The sequence below is a fragment of the Desulfoluna sp. CLI2B genome (assembly GCF_056847375.1).
On the sequence record NZ_CP186557.1, the window covers coordinates 5,307,321 to 5,325,644 of the forward strand.

Below are 18,324 nucleotides of genomic sequence, written 5' to 3' on the forward strand. Positions count from 1 at the left end.
CGGCACCACGGATATCGCTTTTGAATCCTGTTTGTCAAACGTTCCAACCCATTGCCCGGCGTCAGAAAAACCAGGTTCCCCGGACGATAAGCTCTTCGGCCGGGGCAAGCCAGCCCCCGCCGGGAAGCGAAAAACCCCCGTACTCGGTTTCGGAGCCGCCCCAGGGCAGCTGGGCCACCATGTCCAGGCGAAGGTCCTGGCGGGCATCCCAGATCACCGAAGGCTGGAGAATCCCCGAAGGGTCCCCTGTGTTGGTGATGGCGGTGAGGGTAAGGTTGACCAGGGGGTGTGCCTCCAGCTGGATCCTGGCGGCAAGATAGTTTTTCCCCAGGGTGAAGACCTCCCCGCGGTCCAGGCGCTCCAGGGTGTCGGGGTCGGTGAGGGCGGCCGCGTAGTTCGAGGTGCCGTAGCCGTTGTGGTAGAACTCCACAAGACCGTACCAGTTCCTGTCCCAGGCCACCCAGGAGAGGTCCATGTTGACCACGGCCGACAGGGTCCCTCCGTCCTCGTCGGAGACGACAAGATCCGACCGCCAGGCCGCCTCCCCGGCATACCCGGAAAAGCCCACCCCGGAAAGGCTGTGTCCCCGCTGGTTGCCCAGGAGGATGTCCCCCTCCAGGCTGCCGAAGGTGCCGTGCAGCTTGGTGGCGTAACTCGACCCGTCGGAGGAGACGTCGCCTGTGGCGGCCTCGCGGCCCGGGCGGCCGATGACCTGGAGCTCCATGCCCCGGGCCGTGGTGTACCGAAGGGAGGCCAGGTCATCCCCTGCCTTGTAGTCCCTGAGGGTGTCGGTGGGGGAGAAGGGATTGATAAGGTCCATGGGGTTGAAGAGAAGCCCGCCCCCCCAGGTGACGGCCTGGCGGCCGATGCGCAGATCGAGGTTTCCCAGCTCCTTGTTGAGGCTGAGGCGGTCCAGGCGATGGACGGTGCGGTGGTGGGAGGAGTCGGAGATCACGGAGGTGAGGTCAAAGAGACGGTAGCGGTCCTCATCGCCCCGGGCGTCACCCGGCACGGAAAGGCCTGCCCCGGCAAGGTCTGATCGGCGCTTGGTGGCATCGCCCCCTTCGTAGAAAAGCTCGTAGTCCACATCCAGGGTGAGGGTGGGGACGATCTCCGTCCGGGAAGCCACCCGGAACCCGGCGCTGCTCTCCAAATCGTCGTAGGGAGACTCGCCCACAGGGTCCAGGGTGCCGCGCACGTCGTCATCGTCATAGGCGATTCCCCGGGCAGCAGCCTTCACCTGCCCCCCCACCTCCACGGATAAGGCCGACGCCCCGGTGGCGCTTACCAGGACCAGCGCTGCCGCAACGGCCCCCCACCAGACTCTCACAGCTCCCGGTCCCCGTCCAGGCGGCCGTCCTTCATGCGGACCACCTTCCGGGCCGCCCCCATCACCATGGCGTCATGGGTGGAAAAGACAAAGGTCACACCCCGTGCCTCGTTCATCTCCCGCATCATGGCAAGGAGCCCCTCTCCCGTTGCCGAGTCCAGGTTTGCCGTGGGCTCGTCCGCCAAAACGATGGCCGGGCCGGAGACCACGGCCCTTGCAACGGCCACCCGCTGCTGCTGCCCCCCGGAGAGTTCCGAGGGTTTCCTGTGGTAGAGCCCGGAGAGCCCCACTTCATCCAGGATGGCCATGGAGCGCTCCCGACGCTCCTTTTTGGGCACCCCCTGAAGCAGCATCACATACTCGGTGTTCTCCACCGCCGTAAGCACGGGGATCAGGTTGTAGGCCTGGAACACAAACCCGATGCGGTGAAGGCGAAGCTCGGTGAGGGCCGTTGCCGAAAGGCTCCCTAAATCCAGACCATCCACCGTAATCTGCCCGCCGTCGGGCACGTCCAGCCCCCCGATGAGGTTCAAAAGGGTTGTCTTCCCCGAGCCCGAAGGCCCTGCCAGGGCCAGAAACGCCCCCGGATCGATGGACAAAGAGACCCCGGACAGGGCCGGCACCTCCACATCCCCCTGCCTGTACACTTTCCGAACCTCCGTCACCTCCACCATGGTCATGGTCCTCCTTAAATTTTAAGGAAATGCGCAAGGATGAAAACACACTGATGCTGCGGCTGAAAATCGACTCCGGCGATGCTGCCGGGGGGCAAGTCGTTGAAAGGTGTGACACGCAGGAGTCTTTAAGATCCGTTCCTGCATTGGCTCAAGCGGGTATTGACCGGACGGCCCCGGGGTGGCCGGGGGAAATCCCCGGGCCACCTCAGGGCACCGTTATTATTGTGGTATCACAGCTTAAACCGCACCACAAGGCCGCCAAGCCCCTCGGAGAGCCCGGCCAGGTCCCCGGCACTGGCCTGGACCTCTGCGCTGCTGCGGTTGATATCGCCTGCGGCCTGGTTAACGTCGGCGATCTCTCCGGAAATACGGGAGGCCAGACCGGCGGACTCGCCCAGGTTGTCCTTCACATGGCCGATGCCTCCTGCCGCCTGGGTGATGTTCTGGGCGATCTCCCCCGTGGCCGCGGACTGCTCCTCCACGGCCGTGGCAATGGCCGCGATGATCCCGTCCACCTGCCGGATGGTGCCGGACACCCCCTTGATCTCACCCACCGACTCGGTGGCCACCTTCTGGATCCCTGCGATGCGCTCCCGGATCTCCCGGGTGGCCTCGGCCGTCTGGTTGGAGAGGGCCTTGATCTCACCGGCAACCACGGCAAAGCCCTTGCCCGCCTCCCCTGCACGGGCCGCTTCGATGGTGGCGTTCAGGGCGAGCAGGTTGGTCTGCTCGGAGATCTCAGAGATGGCCTCGGTCACCTTTCCGATGTCCGCGGCGGCCGCATCCAGGCGTCCCATCTTATCGGAAGCTCCCGTGGACTGCCGCACCGCCGTCTCAGAGACCCCCCGGGCGCTCTCGGCCTGGCGGGCCACCTCGGCAATGGTGGAGGTCATCTCCTCGGTGGCCGTGGCCACGGTGTTCACATTGGCCGATGCCTGCTCCATGGCCGCGGACACGGCATCGATGTTGTCGCTCAGGGTGCGGGTGGCATCGGCCACGTCCGTCACCCGCTCTTCGGTCTCCTGGGTGGCCCCGGCCAGGGTCCCGGAGATTCCGGACAAAGTCACCGAGGCTTCCCCCACCTCCCGGGCGCTCCGGGCCGCATCGGAGATGACCCCGTGGAGGTTCCCCATGAAGGTGTTGAACCACCCGGCCAGCTGCCCGATCTCATCGTGCCGTGCAATGGAGAGCCGCTTGGTGAGGTCCGCCTCCCCCTGGGCGATGTCCTGCAACCCTTCGGACACCTGGCGAATGGGCCGAAGGATCATGGCGCCGGTGACAAGATGCACCACCCACACCATGGCCAGCACCGAGACCACACCGATGAGGATGCTGATGTTTCGGATATGGCGTGCCCCGGCCAGCACCTTGTCCATGGGAACCGTCACGGCAAGACTCCAGGAGGTGGCGCACCCGGGTACGGCGATGGGGGTCAAGACGGTGAAGGCCTCCTTGTTCAGGGCATTGGTCGACGAGACGAACCGGGTCTCCTGCCCTGCGGCAACGGCCCCGGCAACCTCCTCGGACATGCCCAGCTCCCGGATGTTCTTGCCCACGGCATCGGCCTTGGGATAGGCCGCCACCTTGCCCTCATTGGAGAACAGGGCCCCATATCCGGCGCCCAGGGGCGCGATCTTACCCACCATGTCGGCAAACCGGTCCATGGCGTAATCCACCCCGCAGACCCCTACGGAGGTGCCGTTGATTCGGATGGGGGCCACGATGCTCACCAGCATCCGGTCCTTTCCCCCCACATTGTACACGTTGGGCTCCGACACGTAGACATTGCCCGAGGTCATGGGGATCCAGTACCACTTGCCCTTGGGATCACCCTGGGCATAGGTCTTCAGGGTGGAGAGGGTGTTGCCCGAGACCCCGCGGAGCCACAAGGCCTGGTAGCGCCCCTCCCCGTTGCTGCCCGGGGTGTCCACAAAGGACGCGTCCCGGCCGTCCAGGGCGTCCTTCTCCCAGCCTGTGTAGACGGCCCAGAAATCCGGATTCTTGTCGAACACCCCCTTTAAAAGGGTGTTGAGGCGGGCCCGCTCCGGCGGGGTGTCGCCGCTTGCCATGCCGGCCATGGCCTCGGCCATGAACCGGGCTGCGTCGGCTGCGATCTGAATCTGCGCCCCCACCTCACCGCCGTGGCGGTAGGCCATCTCACGGGTGGTGGCAAGGGTGGCCTCCCGGGAGGAGTGAAAGGCCTTAAAGGAGATCACGCAAACGGTAACCGAAAACGAAACCACAGTAACCAGGCAGACAAAGAGCAGAAGCCTGGCCTTGAGATTGAGCTTGCTGAACATACATCCATCCTTACATGGCGGCCCCCTGAAAGGACCGCATTGGGGTGAAACCACATCAAAACCCGAATGCCGTGCTCCCCGGGCCGGGAGGGGAAGCTCACCGGAGCCGGGGGGGAAGACGCATGGCGTCATCGGGTCTCCTGTTCAGGCCGCACGGTTGTCATGGGATTGCTCAGGCAACAGGTGGCTGAACTTTTCTAAAACCAATCTATTAAAGGGTTTCGGCAAAACCTGCGGGATGGTTGAGGGATGATTGACAAATTATTGACTTCTTTTTTTCCTACCAGATAAGCCATAAAAAAAAGGGCCGCCCGCGGGCCTGCACGGCCTCAGGGGGCCGGTGAGCACCAGGAGCCCCACCGGTGCCTGGGCCAGGGATTAAAAAATACAAAATTGTCACATCATTTTGGTGTTTGAAAAATTCCGAAAATGGAAATATGATAGCCACGTACAGTGAAGAGCAATTCAGACAGATGGATCACCGGGCCGCCGCAAGGAAACCGCCCCCTGGTGCGGGAACCGTTCCCGCCTCAGCAAGGCGCCCCTTTTTTCCCTCTTGCCTGCAGGATGGTCCAGGGCAGGCGGCCACCGGTGATATCGGAGCAGGATGATGGAACAATCGGCAGCCGTCGAGCTGAAAAAATCACGCGAAAAACTAAAAGCCCTCGTTCGCAAGGGGCGGGGCAGCGCCCTGCTCATGGACAGCACCGTGGCCGTGGACAACTACTTCTCCCAGAGCTTTGGTGAGAGTGAAACCGGCCAGGCCCTGGCCATGGGAGGCCACCCCTTTGCCATTGTGGCCTTAGGGGGATACGGCCGGAGGGAGCACTGCCTTCACTCCGACGTGGACATCCTTTTCCTCTTTGACAAAGAGGTCCCCGACGAAGCAGGCGGCCTCATCCAGGAAGTCATCTACCCCTTGTGGGACCTGAAGATGGAGGTGGGCTATGCCACGCGCTCCATCTCCGAGTCCCTGGAGATGGCGGCAAACGACCTCCATGTGCTGACCTCCATCCTGGACGCCCGCTTCCTCTGCGGGATGTCCCCCATCTACAGCGCCTTTATCCAGCAGTTCCGCAGCCGCTTCGTGGAGGGCAACCCCAAGCGCATCGTCACCCAGATCAACGACATGTGCCGGAGCCGCCACGAGACCTTCGGGGACGCCTCCTACCTGATGGAACCCAACATCAAAAACGGCAAGGGGGGCCTCAGGGACTACCACAGCATGTACTGGCTCTCCCGGGTGCTGGTGGCGGCCGGGGAGCCCCGGGACATGGAGTACGCCGGGTTTCTCTCCCACAAGGAGTTCAAGCGGCTTGAAGAGGCCCTGGCCTTTATCTGGAAGGTACGAAACCACCTTCACCTCATGAGCGGGCGCAAACTCGACCAGATCCACTTCGAGCACCAGGTGGAGCTGGCCGAAGCCATGCGGTTTCGGGGCCACACCCACGGGCAGAAGCCCGTGGAGCGCTTCATGGGGGAACTCCACGGCCACATGGAGTTCATCAAGCACCACCTCACCCTCATGCTCACCCAGTGCACCCGCTCCACCAAGGGGTTCCTGGGACGGAGCCTCCTCAAGCGCTCCCGCAAGCCCGGCATCGTCTCCGACGGCGGCCTCGTGAACTTCGCCGACCCGGCCGAGGTGGTAAACCGCCCCTCCCTCATCATGGACCTCTTTGAAGAGAGCGCCCGGCTCCAGTACGCCCTGGGCGCCGATGCCCTGCGCACCATCGGCGAGTTCAGCCACCTGGTCCGGGGCTTCAGGCGGGATGTCACGGTGATGAAGGCCATGGAACGGATCCTCTCCACGGCCACGGAAAAATTCAACGTCCTTGAAAAGATGCTGATCTCCGGGTTCCTCCAGACCCTGCTCCCCAGCTTCGAGGGCATCGTCAACCGGATCCAGTACAACCGCTACCACATCTACCCGGTGGACCGGCACAGCCTCTACACCGTGCAGACCATCAACGAGTTTTCAAACCCCAAATCCGAGCTCTGCACCCTCTACGGCAAGATCTTCGGCGAGGTCCAGGGCAAGGGGCGGCTCCTCTGGGCAGCCCTCCTCCACGACATCGGCAAAGGGGTGCCAGGGGAAGAAGACCACGGCATCTCCGGGGCCCGCCTGGCCAAAAAACTCCTGCTCTCCTGGGGCATGGGCAAGAAAAAAGTGGACGACATCGTCTTTCTCATCCAGCACCACCTCTACCTTGTCAACGTGGCCCGGCGGCGGGACATTGACGACGAAGAGACCGTGGTCTCCTGTGCCCGGACCATCCGAGACCCCAACCGGCTCAAGATGCTCTACCTGCTCACCGTGGCAGACTCCATCTCCACCGGCCCCAAAGCCTGGAACGCCTGGACCGAAAACCTGCTCCGCGACCTCTTCTTCAAGGTGCTGGACATCATCGAAAAGGGCGAGCTGGCCACCGCCAAGAGCGAACGCTGCATCGAAAAAAAGAAGCAGGCCGTCCTGAAGCTGGTGAACACGGAAAAAATCGAAAAATACCTGCACACCATGCCCCCCCGCTACCTCCTCTACGCCTCGGTGGAGGAAATCGTGGAGCACCTGCGCCTCTACTGCAAAATGGGCAAGGAGGGGGTGACCTTAAGCATCAAGAAAAAGGAAGGGAGCGCCACCCGGCGTGCCGAGGTCTGCGGCACGGACCGGCCCGGCCTCTTCTCCAAACTTGCCGGGGTCTTTACCTTGAACGACCTCGACATCCTCTACGCCCAGGTCTACACCTGGGGGTACTCCACGGCCCTGGACATATTCACGGTCAAGCCCTTTTTCGACCTCACCCGGGAGGAGGAGCGCTGGGAGCGGGTGGAAAAAAACATCAAAGAGGCCTTAGACGGCCGCCTGGACATTCACTGGGCCCTCATGGAAAAGGAGTTCAACCCGGCCATCCGGAAAAAGGTCACCATCTCCGACAAACCCGACCGGGTGGAGCTGGACAACCTCGGTTCGAGCTTTTTCTCCATCATCGAGGTCTACTCCGACGACTTTCCGGGCCTGCTCTTTGCCGTCACCGATGCCATTTTTCACCTGGACCTCAACATCTACTACGCCAAGATCACCACCCACGTGGACCAGGTGGTGGACATCTTCTACGTCAGAACCGTGGACGGCCAGAAGGTCACCGGGGCCGATACCATCGCCCGGGTCAAGGAAGCCATCCTCGAAGCCATTTTACGAATGAGATTATAAAAAACACGCGATCAGAACGAAAAGGAGTGGGGTATGCGCAAAATCGAAACGATTATCAAACCGTTTAAACTCGACGAAATCAAAGAGGCCCTGGGGGAGATCGGCATTCAGGGAATGACCGTCTCGGAAGTCAAGGGCTACGGCCGCCAGAAGGGCCACAAAGAGATCTACCGCGGCGCAGAATACGATGTGGACTTTGTGCCCAAGCTCAAGATTGAAATCATCGCCGAGGCGTCCCGGGTGGACCAGATTGTGGAGACCATCCGCAACGTGGCCAACACCGGCAAAATCGGCGACGGAAAGATCTTCATCATCCCCGTGGAGCGCGCCATCCGGGTCCGCACCGGTGAAGAGGGCTACGACGCCCTCTAACCACGAAACGGCAAGGCATCGCCCCCATGACGGGCAAACAGGGGGGGCCGCGGGTCCCCCCTGTGGATTTTCCCCCTTACATTTTTGTTAACTGGCCCCCGGCACACCCAGGCACCCTGCCCAGCCCCCCGGAACAGGCTCGTCCAGCCCCCCTCTCCCCTGAAAAACCGCGAAAATCCGACAAATACCCCGAGAACGAACCGGGAACAATTCACAAATTTGTAAGACTTACCCGCAAGCTTTTCACAAAAATGTCATTTCGAGAATTCGCCCTTGCCCTGACGGTTTAAATGAAATATTCTTGGATAACAGGATCCTACCCCACCAACCCACACCTTGGCACACCTGTTGCAGTACCATCCTCCCGTAACCCGTTGCGGAACTGTTTCGGGACAACCATAACGAAACCGCGCAAACGCCCCCCAGGGCAACGGTGCTTCATCAATCCACAAGACGGAGAGAGCATTATGAACGGCAACACGGTGAGAAGGGAAGCCATCAGGGCCATCAACAACTACTCGTTCGAGACAACCATTGACTTTAAAAACTCATCGTCCATTGATCTCTTCGGGGACAATGTCTTCAGTATTTCCATCATGAAGAAGCGCCTGCCCAAGGACATCTTCAAGAAGATCAGCAAGACCATGGAAGAGGGAACCCGCCTGGACCCCTCGGTGGCAGACGTGGTGGCCTCGGCCATGAAGGACTGGGCCCTGGACAACGGCGCCACCCACTACGCCCACGTCTTCTTTCCCCTCACCGGCCTCACCGCCGAGAAGCACGACAGCTTCCTCATGCCAGACCTGGCGGGCAACGCCATCGCCGAATTCTCCGGGTCCACCCTCATCCAGGGCGAGCCCGACGCCTCCAGTTTTCCCAACGGCGGCCTGCGTGAAACCTTTGAAGCCAGGGGCTACACCGCCTGGGACGTCACCAGCCCCGCCTACATCATGGAAAACCCCAACGGGGCCACCCTGTGTATCCCCACGGCCTTTGTCTCCTGGACCGGCGAAGCCCTGGACAAAAAGACCCCGATCCTTCGTTCCATGCAGGCCCTCAACACCCAGGCCCAGCGTATCCTGAGGCTCTTCGGGGACGACTCCAACAAAATCGTCAACTCCACCTGCGGCGCCGAGCAGGAGTACTTCCTCATCGACCGCAACTTCGTCACGGCCCGCCCCGACCTCCTCACCGCCGGCCGCACCCTCTTCGGTGCCCCGGCTCCCAAGGGCCAGGAGTTTGACGACCACTACTTCGGCGCCATCCCGGACCGCGTCCTGGCCTACATGTGCGAGGTGGAACGGGAGCTCTGCAAGCTCGGTATCCCCGTCAAGACACGGCACAACGAAGTGGCCCCCTCCCAGTTCGAGGTGGCCCCGGTCTTTGAAACCGCCAACCTGGCAACAGACCACCAGCAGCTGGTCATGGTTACCCTGAGAAAGGTCGCCCGGAAATACGGCCTCACCTGCCTGCTGCACGAAAAGCCTTTTTCCGGCATCAACGGCTCGGGCAAGCACGTCAACTACTCCTTTGGCAACGCCTCCCAGGGCAACCTCCTCGACCCCGGTGACACCCCCCACGAGAACGCCCAGTTCCTCGTGTTCTGCGCCGCGGTGATCCGAGGTGTCCACAAATACGCCAAGCTCCTGCGGGCGGTGGCGGCCACAGCGGGCAACGACCACCGCCTGGGTGCCAACGAAGCGCCCCCGGCCATCATCTCCATCTTCCTGGGGGATCAGCTCACCGACGTCTTCAAGCAGATCAAAAACGGAGACGCCACCTCCTCCAAGGGCGGCGGTACCCTCAACATCGGCGTGGACTCCCTGCCCAACCTTCCCAAGGACGCGGCCATTCAGCCACCATCTTCGCCGATGGACTGGCTTCAGTTCCGTGCCGTGGGCTCTGCCCAGTCCGTGTCCGGGCCCCTTGTGGCCATGAACACCATCTTTGCCGACTCCATCGACTACATTGCCACCGAGCTGGAGCGACGCACCGGCGGCGACGGCGCCAAGCTCAACGACGCCGTCAAAAAGGTCATCAAAGAGATCGTCGACGCCCACGGCGAGGTGATCTTCAACGGCGACGGCTACACCGACGCCTGGCAGGAAGAAGCGGCAAAGCGTGGCCTTCCCAACCTGAAGACCACCCCGGACGCCCTGCCCACCCTCATGGACGACGACATCGTGGAGCTGTTCAGCCGCTTCAACGTCCTGTCCAAGGCAGAGCTGGAAAGCCGCACGGAGATCTACCTTGAGCAGTACAACCTCAAGATCGCCGTGGAAGCCAAGACCTCCATCAAAATGGCCGACACCCAGATCTACCCCGCGGCCGTGGCCCACCAGGCCATGCTGGCAGACAGCTGTCTCAAGCTCCGGGAGCTGGGCCTGCCCTGCGACGATGAGTCCCTGACGCGGATCACCACCCTCTCTGCAGAGCTCCGGGCTGCATCGGCAAACCTCAAGGCCCTCATCGCCGAAGAGCACGCCGACACCCTGGCCGAGTCCAAACACTGCTGCGATAAGATCATCCCCGCCATGTGTGAGCTCCGGGCCGTGGCCGACGCCATCGAAGAGATGGTGGCCGACGAGTTCTGGCCCCTGCCCACCTACCAGGAGATGCTCTTCGTCAAATAATCTCGGGTGCCGGTGGCTTTCACGGCTGACCGGCTCCTCCCAGGCAACGTGCGCGTTCTTTTTATGCGGATGGATCGAACGCAAAGGGCCCGCCCCCCGGAATCCCCCGGGGGCGACCCGCACGCCGGCATGATCCTGTGCCAAAACGACAAAGGGGAGGCCTTAAAAGGCCTCCCCTTTGTCGTTTCGCTCCCCCGGTATCGTGCCGAAAACGTCCCGTCCCTTTCCACACCGGCTGCTCTGTACCGCCCCCATTGCCCAGGAATGCCTGGGGATCAGTCATACCTCAACACCAGGCCCACCCCCACCTCCTGCTGGGGGGCCACCTCGGCCAGGGCTTTGCGGGAGGGAAAATCCGTGCAGTGACAGGCGTGAAGGGCCGACAGATTGAGCGCTTTGAGGTACGCAAGGGCCCCCTCCAGCTGGCGGGGACTCGGGGAAAGCAGGTGAAGCCCTCCCACAATGTCGGTCACACGCTCCTCTCCGCACACCCGCCGGGCCTGCTCCACAATGTTGCAAATACCGGCATGGGAGCAGCCGGTGATCACCACCAGCCCATCGTCCCCCTTCCAGGCCAGGGCCGTGTCGTCCAAAAGCATGTCCGGCGCCCCGTTCATGACCCCCAGGGGACTTTTTCCTTCAAAGTCGTTCTCCCGGGGAATCTCCCCCAGAAACCAGAGGCGCTCCGTCAGCTGCACCGGCTCCCGGGTCAGGCCCATGGGAAAGTGCTCCCCGAGCTTTGCCGCCGAAACCAGGGCTCCGATCTCCCCCATGCCCGGAAAGGTGCGGGTTACAAACACATCCGGATGGGCCGTCACCTGTGGCCGGTGGTGGGGCCGCCCCTCCATGGCAGCCACGGAAAAGGCCCGCATCAACGGCTCCACCCCCCAGGTATGGTCCGCGTGCCCGTGGGAGAACACCAGATGGTCCAGGTGCAACAGGTCCTCCCCCATCTTCTCCGCGTTCCTCAAAAAAATGTCGCTGTACCCGCAGTCAAAGAGCACCCTCTGCCCATCGGCTTCGATCAGAACGGAAAAGGCGGGCTCGGCCAGAAAATAGCGGTCAATGATCGTGGTGTTGTCCACGAGAACGGTCAGTTTCATCAGATGCTCCTTGGGTGGCGTTTGAGGATGCCTCCGGCGGCCCTGCCGGGGGCTAAACTTTTAAAAAGTTTAACAAACAGGTCTTAAAAAATATTTGCATGAATGCCGTTTTAAAGACGGACTTGATTTTCCCGAAAAGCGAGGGGAAAACGCATTCGCAACCTGGGGTCCTGGGGTGGCGAAACCACCTAGGCTATAAATTCCTTGGCCGCTGGAGGCATGCTTTTCCTGTCCACTTCTCTCCCTTGACAGAGACAGAAAAACAACCGACACAACCACAACAAACAACGGGCGCAGCCCGTCAGCGAATGCGACGGGGCGAGGTACGAGCCCCGGAGCATTCGCGACCCTGGGGTGCAGGGGCTGTAGCCCCTGCCCGCCGGAGGCGCTTTTCCCCAGCCCCTGCCTACCCCCCGATCAGGGCGCACACCTCCCTGGCAATGGCAAGGGAGGCGGTGAGGCCCGGGGATTCGATGCCGATGAGGTGGACCTGGCCTTTGAGGGGATCGCTGTGGATGAGAAAGTCTGCCACCGGGTCGCCTGGTTTCTGGCGCTTGGGGCGGATGCCTGCCATGTCCGGGCGAAGCATGGCAGGGGTAATCCCTTGAAGGTAGCGGCTTGCGGCCCGGTGAAAATCGGCGAGATGGCTGGGGTCGACCCGGTAGTCCTCGGCTTTGTCGGCAAGGTACAGGGCGTTGGGGCCTAAGCGGACGGTGCCGTCGAGGCCCAAGGTGGCGTGGGTGCCCAGGCCCTGGTTGGCCGGTTCGGGCACCGGGTAGACCAGGGTGGAAAGATGCCCGCGGGGCAGGTCCAGGGCGGCATACTCCCCTTTCCACCAGTGAAGGGCCGCTGTTTCTGCAGGGACCCCCGTAAGGCCTGCCACGCGGTCTGAAAAAAGACCGGCGGCATTGATGAAAAGCCGGGTGGTGACGGCTTCTTGTCGGCCGTCCCGGTAGCGCACCGTCAGGCGGCTGCCAAAGGCTTCGGTTTCCACGGCCACGGCTTCGGTCTCAAAGGAGAAGAGGGTGCCTGCCTTTCTGGCCCGGGCGAAGAGTTTTCGCATGAGGCCGTGGGCGCTGACAATGCCCGTAGAAGGCGAATACAGGGCCTCTTCGGCCCGGACGACAGGTTCCATGGCCCGGACCTGATCCCCGGTGAGCCGCTCTAAATCCATCACCCCGCAGGCGCGGGCGTTGGCCTCAAGGCGATCCAGCTCGGCAATCTCCTCGTTGCAGGTGGCCACAATCAATTTACCGCAACGGCGGTGGGGCACCCGGTGACGCCCGCAGAACCCATACAGCAGCTCCCTGCCCGACACGCAGAGCCGGGCCTTGAGGGACCCTTGGGGGTAGTAGATCCCCGCATGGATCACCTCGCTGTTACGGCTGCTCACGCCCCGGCCAAAGCTTTCCTCTTTGTCGATGACAAGGACCCGGCCAACGGCTTTCGAAAGGGCCTCGGCCACGGCCAGCCCCACCACCCCGGCTCCCACAACGGTCACGTCAAAATCCATGGTGATTTCATTTCCTTGATCCTGGGTTGGAAAACGTTGACACCCGCTTGCGTTCGGTTATATCACTCAGGGCGATCAGGGCAAGGAAATGGGGCCGCAGAGAACAGGAGGCAGGCGCAAAAAAAACCTTCATGGTGTATGATGGGCTTTGGGTAAGCAAGAACCAAAGAACACATAAAACCACCTCCGGCGGCCCTGCCGAAGACCGAACGTTATCTGCACGCTGGCGCGTTTTAAACGTATCGAACATTCAACCGAAAAGTTTTTGCGGAGCTTTTTTTAACAAGCGACCCGCCGGAGGCAAAAAGCCCCCGCAAGCCAAGGAGACAAGAACGGATGCACCTTTCCACCATGGGATGGGATGAGTTTTTTGAAGACCAGAAAAAGGCCCTGAAAAAGGTCAACGGCCGCCTTGCGCGGGTCACGGGCCTGCAGAAAAACCACGTCCGCATCCATGACGGAGAGGAAGAGGTGGTGGTCAAGGCCCGGGGACGCATTGTCCGGGGCCACGGCAAGAACACCCTCTTTCCAGTGCCCGGTGATTTTGTCATTGAAAAGGACGGGGTGGTCACCCGAGTCTTTGCCCGGAAAAACCAACTGGTCAGGGGAGCCGCCGGACGGCGGGGCAAGCTGGACGCCGCCCCCAAGGCCAAGCAGGTCATCGCCTCCAACATCGACACGGTCTTCATCGTCACCGGCCTGGACCGGGACTACAACCTGCGCCGCATCGAGCGCTACCTCACCCTCATCTACAACAGCAACATGGCCCCGGTGGTGATCCTGAATAAGGCCGATCTCCACGAGGACCCCGCCCCCTTCAAGGCCGAGGTGGAAGAGATTGCCGTGGGCGTGCCCGTGCACCTCATCTCCTCCACGGACGGTGATGGCGTGGACGAGCTGGCCCCGTACATCAGCGAAGGAAAGACCGTCTGCCTCATGGGCTCCTCCGGTGCGGGAAAGTCCAGCCTGGTCAACGCCATCGCCGGTGATGAGATCCGCATCGTGGGCGAGGTGAGCGACTTCGACGGCAAGGGCATGCACACCACCACCACCCGGGACATGATCTTTCTCTCCTCCGGGGGCATGATCATCGACAACCCCGGCATCCGGGAGATCTCTCTTTCCGACGAAGAGGGCGGCGTCAAAGACACCTTCCCCGACATCGAAGAGCTCGCCGCAGGATGCCGTTTCAACGACTGTTCCCACCAGCACGAACCCGGCTGCAACGTCATCCGGGCCGTGGAAGAGGGCACCCTGGCCCCGGACCGCCTCTCCAACTTCCTTAAAATGCGCCTGGAGCTCACCTTCCTCTCCGACCGGGACGCCAAAACCGCCGACCGCATCGAAAAAGAAAAATGGCGGGACGTGGCCAAATACCTCAAAGACGCGAAAAAAAGAACCTAGGGGCTCGGCCCCAGGGCCAGCGCAATTAAAAATCCGGTTGCCTCCGGCGGGTCGCTTTTTGAAAAAAGCTCCGCAAAAACGTTCCGGTAATCAAGGCGCTTCTCTTCAGCCCCACAGGTGCTGAAGGGAAGCGCCTTGATAAAGTAAAAAAGAAGATGGGCTATGCCCTGCAGGAACGGATCCTCAAAAAACAAAACCTGTTTATCAAACTTTTCAAAAGTTTGGCCCCCGGCAGGGCCGCCGGAGGCCTGCTTTTTCCACTCACGTTACCCATCATCAAGGCGCTGTCTCTACCTCATCCCGGAACCGCTCGGCAACCCGGATAAAAGCCGCCTCACACCGCAGAAACGCCGCCACCACGTCGGGGTCGAAGTGGGAGCCTCCCTGATCCATGAGAAACATTTTGGCCTCTTCATGGGAGAGGGCTTTTTTGTAGACACGCTCCGAACGCAGGGCGTCGTAAACATCGGCCAGGGCCATGAGCCGGGCGGACAAGGGGATGGCCGTGCCGGACAGGCCCCTGGGGTAGCCGCTGCCGTCCCACTTTTCGTGGTGGGCCGAGGCGATCTCCCCTGCATGGATGAGGAACGCGGCGTCTTCCCCCATCTGCTCGGCGGCACGGGCAATGGCCTCCTCCCCGTAGGTGGTGTGCTTTTTCATGATCTCAAACTCTTCTTCGGTCAGGGCCCCGGGTTTCAGGAGTATGGCGTCGGGCACCCCCACCTTGCCGATGTCGTGCAGCGGGGCCGTCTTGTAAAAAAGATCGATGAGACGACCATCCAGATCGTGGGACTCCGCCATCTCTTCGGCCAGCAGGCGAACGTAGTGCTGGGTGCGGCGAAGGTGGGCACCGGTTTCGTTGTCCCGGGTTTCGGCCAGGGTGGCCATGCTGTTGATGATCACATCCCGGAGCAGCTCCATGGCGGCGTTCTGCTCTTTAAGGCCCTCGATCATGCGGTTGGTGTACCCTGCGATGATACCGAACTCGTCGTTAAAGGCCACGGGCACCCGGGTGTCCAGGTTTCCCTGGGCCACGTCCGTGAGGGTCCGGGTCTCTTCGGAGACAAAAAGGCGAAGGTTCTTGGCGTAGGTGACGATGAGGTTGGCCGTGTAGGCGGCCAGGATGAGGATGATAAAGCCGATTTCGGCCAGGACCGCCCGCCGCGCCATGGCCAGGTTGTCGATGCCCACGGTCATGAGCCAGTTCAGGTCAAAGGAGATGACGAAGTAGAGGATCACCATCACGGAAAACAGGGAGATCACCGTCACCAGGGTAAACTTCTGGGGAACGGTCAACAGCGGCACGGCAACGGCCAGGGGGTTGCCCCCGCGCCGCAGGGCCAGGAGGCGATCCTGGGTCAGGGCCAGGTCCGCGCCGATGAAAAAACCCATGATCAGAAACCCGGTGCCCAGCCTGAGGGTGCTCTCCATGTCCGCGCCGTAGCGCACCATGTTGTGGACCCCGATGCCGTACCCGGCCAGGGCAAAGAGAGAAAGGTCCACCACCAGCTGCACCCCCACCTGCCGCTGGAGCCCCACCCGCGTAAAGACCCACCGGCTTGATGCCATGCGAAGCCCCCGGCACACACAAAGCAGCACCAGCAGGTGAAGTCCCCAGAGCCAGAGGGGAAAACTCTCCACCACCGGGCACACCTGCCCTCCGTACACCCCCATGACGCAGACGAGCAGGGCAAAATGGATCGAGGCCCGACCGTCGTGCTCCAGCTCTTCGCTGACAACCCGGTATCGCATGAACACCTCCATAAAAAAGGAAAGCCCTTGCGTGTTAAAGGAAGTGGCGCCCCCCAATCGTGGCATGGAATACGTTTTTATGTCAACGCGTTGCAGCCCCGCCACAGTTCTATTCCCGCCTTTTGGCCCCATGCCCCTGGCCGCAGGCTTTTCCGCTCCGGGCTCTCCTTGCCCCAAAAAGCTTTACACCACCCGTGTCAGAGGTTTATGACCTTGATGGTTGTTTGGTATGCGAACAAAGGCAAAGGAGAGAGAAAATGACGACAGATACGGAGATCAAAGATTACGACAGCTGGCAGCTCCCCCTCATCTCGGATTATGTGCGAAAATGGGCAAAGCAGACCCCCACAAACGACGCCCTGATATCGGCGGAAACCGGGCAACGCTTCTCTTACCGGGAGTTTGACGAGGCCAGCGACCTCTACGCCATGGCCCTGACAAAGATGGGGCTTGAAAGAGGCGACATCCTTGTCACCCAGTTCCTGGCCGTGCCGGAGTTCTTCCTCCTGGTCTACGGCTGCCTCAAGGCCGGGGTCATCATCTCTCCTGTGGACATCCGCCTCCAGCCCCACGAGGTGGTGAGGGACATCGGCAAGGTGCAGGCCAAAGCGTTTTTCTGTCCGGGCACCACCCCCATGAAAGACTTCACCGAGGTGGTCGAAGCCGTCAAGAAGGCGTGTCCCTCGGTTGCCCACATCGTCCAGTGGATGCCCTTTGGCCTGCCCGAGGAGATGGCCGAGGGATCCCTTGGGTTCGACAGCCTCTTCGGGGAAGAGGCCCTTGACGCCCTCAGGCAGGACACCGCCCTCAAAGACGCCGTGCGCAGCGTGGAAAACGCCCTCACCACCCGCGACCCGGCCCTTATCATCTTTACCACCGGCACCACCGGGGATCCCAAGCCCGCCCTGCTCTGCCACGAAAACATCCTCATCAACAACATGGTGGCCGGCCGGGGCGCCAGCCTCTACGGCACCAACTTCCGCCTTTTAAACGTCATGCCCACCAGCCACGTGGCAGGCACCTCCCAGGGGCCCATGAGTGCCTGGTTCGCCGGGGGCTCCGTGTGCTCCATGGGCTTTTTCGCCCCGGACAAGGCCATGGAAGCCATGGCAACCTACCGGAGCACCTTCATCGGCGGAGTCCCCACCCACTTCCGCATGCTCTGGGCCCTGCCCGACTACGAATCCTACGACCGCAGCAGCCTGCGCTTTGCCCTCTACGGCGGCAGCGCCGTGGACACGGCCTTTTTAGAACAGCTGGCCGAGATGTCCCCCCTCTTTGGCACAGCCTACGGCATGACCGAATCCGGCGGCTTCTTCTCCGCCACCCCCAAGGGGATCTCCGTTTCCGAAATGTCCGGCCAGGTGGGACAGTTCTTTCCGGACCTGGCCCCGGTGACCATCCGCAAGCCCATGAACCCGGACGGCACCGCAGGCGAGGAGGTGGCCAAAGGCGAGGTGGGCGAGATCTGCGTGGAGGGAGGCATCGTCTTTTTGGGCTACGTCAACAACGAGGAGGCCACCCGAGCCTGCCGCACCACCGAAGGTATCCTCTACACAGGGGACATGGGCTCTTTAAAACCCATGGGCGGCTACGAAGCCATCGTCTTTGCCGGGCGCCGCAAGTTTGTCATCAAGCCCAAGGGCTACCTGGTCTTCCCGGACGAGGTGGCCGACCACCTCACCCGCCACCCCAAGGTGAGCCAGGCACAGGTGGTGGGCGCCCCCCACGCCCTCTTCACCGACGGAGTCTTTGCCTTTGTGCAGCCCACGGAAGAGGGGTGCGTCACCGAAGAGGAGCTGGCCGCCCACTGCAAACAGATCGCCTCCTACAAGCGCCCCTGCCACGTCCACTTCTGGCCCGTGGGTGAGCAGTTCCCCGTCAACAAAGTCAACAAGGTGGACCTGCTGACCCTCACCCACCAGGCCGAAGCGATTGTGGAAGAGCTCAGGCAGCAGGGGGGATGGGACAGGTAGGAAGGACAGGGCAAAAACAAATAACAAGCCTCCGGCGGGCAGGGGATTTTTAG

At 61.8% G+C, this 18,324-nt stretch carries 11 protein-coding genes; 5 read left to right on the top strand and 6 right to left on the bottom strand.

The window, feature by feature from the left end; translation table 11 throughout:
- Positions 1 to 61: 61 nt before the first annotated feature.
- The 3 genes from ACOYW2_RS24790 to ACOYW2_RS24800 all read right to left on the bottom strand — a co-directional run bounded on the left by ACOYW2_RS24790 (position 62) and on the right by ACOYW2_RS24800 (position 4,307).
- On the bottom strand, positions 62 to 1,330 hold the full coding sequence (locus tag ACOYW2_RS24790; RefSeq protein ID WP_482768301.1) for a hypothetical protein: 1,269 nt from the start codon (positions 1,328 to 1,330) through the stop codon (positions 62 to 64).
- Positions 1,327 to 2,010: an ABC transporter ATP-binding protein gene (locus ACOYW2_RS24795; RefSeq protein WP_482768302.1), complete on the bottom strand. Its 684-nt coding sequence runs from the start codon at positions 2,008 to 2,010 to the stop codon at positions 1,327 to 1,329. Before ACOYW2_RS24795 ends, ACOYW2_RS24790 begins: the two co-directional genes overlap by 4 nt.
- Positions 2,011 to 2,237: 227 nt before the next feature.
- Positions 2,238 to 4,307 (bottom strand): methyl-accepting chemotaxis protein, encoded by a 2,070-nt coding sequence (locus ACOYW2_RS24800; protein ID WP_482768303.1) that lies wholly within the window; start codon positions 4,305 to 4,307, stop codon positions 2,238 to 2,240.
- Between the two features lie 607 nt (positions 4,308 to 4,914).
- On the opposite strand from ACOYW2_RS24800, the gene glnD reads away from it, so the two are divergent.
- The 3 genes from glnD to ACOYW2_RS24815 all read left to right on the top strand — a co-directional run bounded on the left by glnD (position 4,915) and on the right by ACOYW2_RS24815 (position 10,523).
- Positions 4,915 to 7,518 (top strand): [protein-PII] uridylyltransferase, encoded by a 2,604-nt coding sequence (glnD, locus tag ACOYW2_RS24805; RefSeq protein ID WP_482418493.1) that lies wholly within the window; start codon positions 4,915 to 4,917, stop codon positions 7,516 to 7,518.
- A gap of 33 nt (positions 7,519 to 7,551) precedes the next feature.
- Complete coding sequence (locus tag ACOYW2_RS24810; protein ID WP_180138026.1) at positions 7,552 to 7,890, top strand: P-II family nitrogen regulator; 339 nt, start codon at positions 7,552 to 7,554, stop codon at positions 7,888 to 7,890.
- Positions 7,891 to 8,357: 467 nt separating this feature from the next.
- Positions 8,358 to 10,523, top strand: coding sequence for a glutamine synthetase III family protein (locus ACOYW2_RS24815; RefSeq protein ID WP_482768304.1), 2,166 nt, complete (start codon positions 8,358 to 8,360; stop codon positions 10,521 to 10,523).
- A 275-nt stretch (positions 10,524 to 10,798) separates the two neighbouring features.
- On the opposite strand, the gene ACOYW2_RS24820 is transcribed toward ACOYW2_RS24815, so the two are convergent.
- Together ACOYW2_RS24820 and ACOYW2_RS24825 are read right to left on the bottom strand one after the other, a co-directional pair.
- Positions 10,799 to 11,626, bottom strand: coding sequence for an MBL fold metallo-hydrolase (locus ACOYW2_RS24820; RefSeq protein ID WP_482768305.1), 828 nt, complete (start codon positions 11,624 to 11,626; stop codon positions 10,799 to 10,801).
- A 406-nt stretch (positions 11,627 to 12,032) separates the two neighbouring features.
- Positions 12,033 to 13,139, bottom strand: a complete 1,107-nt coding sequence (locus ACOYW2_RS24825; protein WP_482768306.1) for an NAD(P)/FAD-dependent oxidoreductase — start codon at positions 13,137 to 13,139, stop codon at positions 12,033 to 12,035.
- Between the two features lie 336 nt (positions 13,140 to 13,475).
- On the opposite strand from ACOYW2_RS24825, the gene rsgA reads away from it, so the two are divergent.
- Positions 13,476 to 14,543, top strand: coding sequence for a ribosome small subunit-dependent GTPase A (gene rsgA / locus ACOYW2_RS24830; protein ID WP_482768307.1), 1,068 nt, complete (start codon positions 13,476 to 13,478; stop codon positions 14,541 to 14,543).
- Between the two features lie 276 nt (positions 14,544 to 14,819).
- Here the strand turns inward: rsgA and ACOYW2_RS24835 are convergent, their stop codons facing one another.
- Positions 14,820 to 16,295 carry an HD-GYP domain-containing protein gene (locus ACOYW2_RS24835; RefSeq protein ID WP_482768308.1) on the bottom strand — a complete coding sequence of 492 codons (1,476 nt, stop codon included), beginning with the start codon at positions 16,293 to 16,295 and terminating at the stop codon, positions 14,820 to 14,822.
- Between the two features lie 257 nt (positions 16,296 to 16,552).
- On the opposite strand from ACOYW2_RS24835, the gene ACOYW2_RS24840 reads away from it, so the two are divergent.
- On the top strand, positions 16,553 to 18,271 hold the full coding sequence (locus tag ACOYW2_RS24840) for a class I adenylate-forming enzyme family protein (protein ID WP_482768309.1): 1,719 nt from the start codon (positions 16,553 to 16,555) through the stop codon (positions 18,269 to 18,271).
- Positions 18,272 to 18,324: the final 53 nt, after the last annotated feature.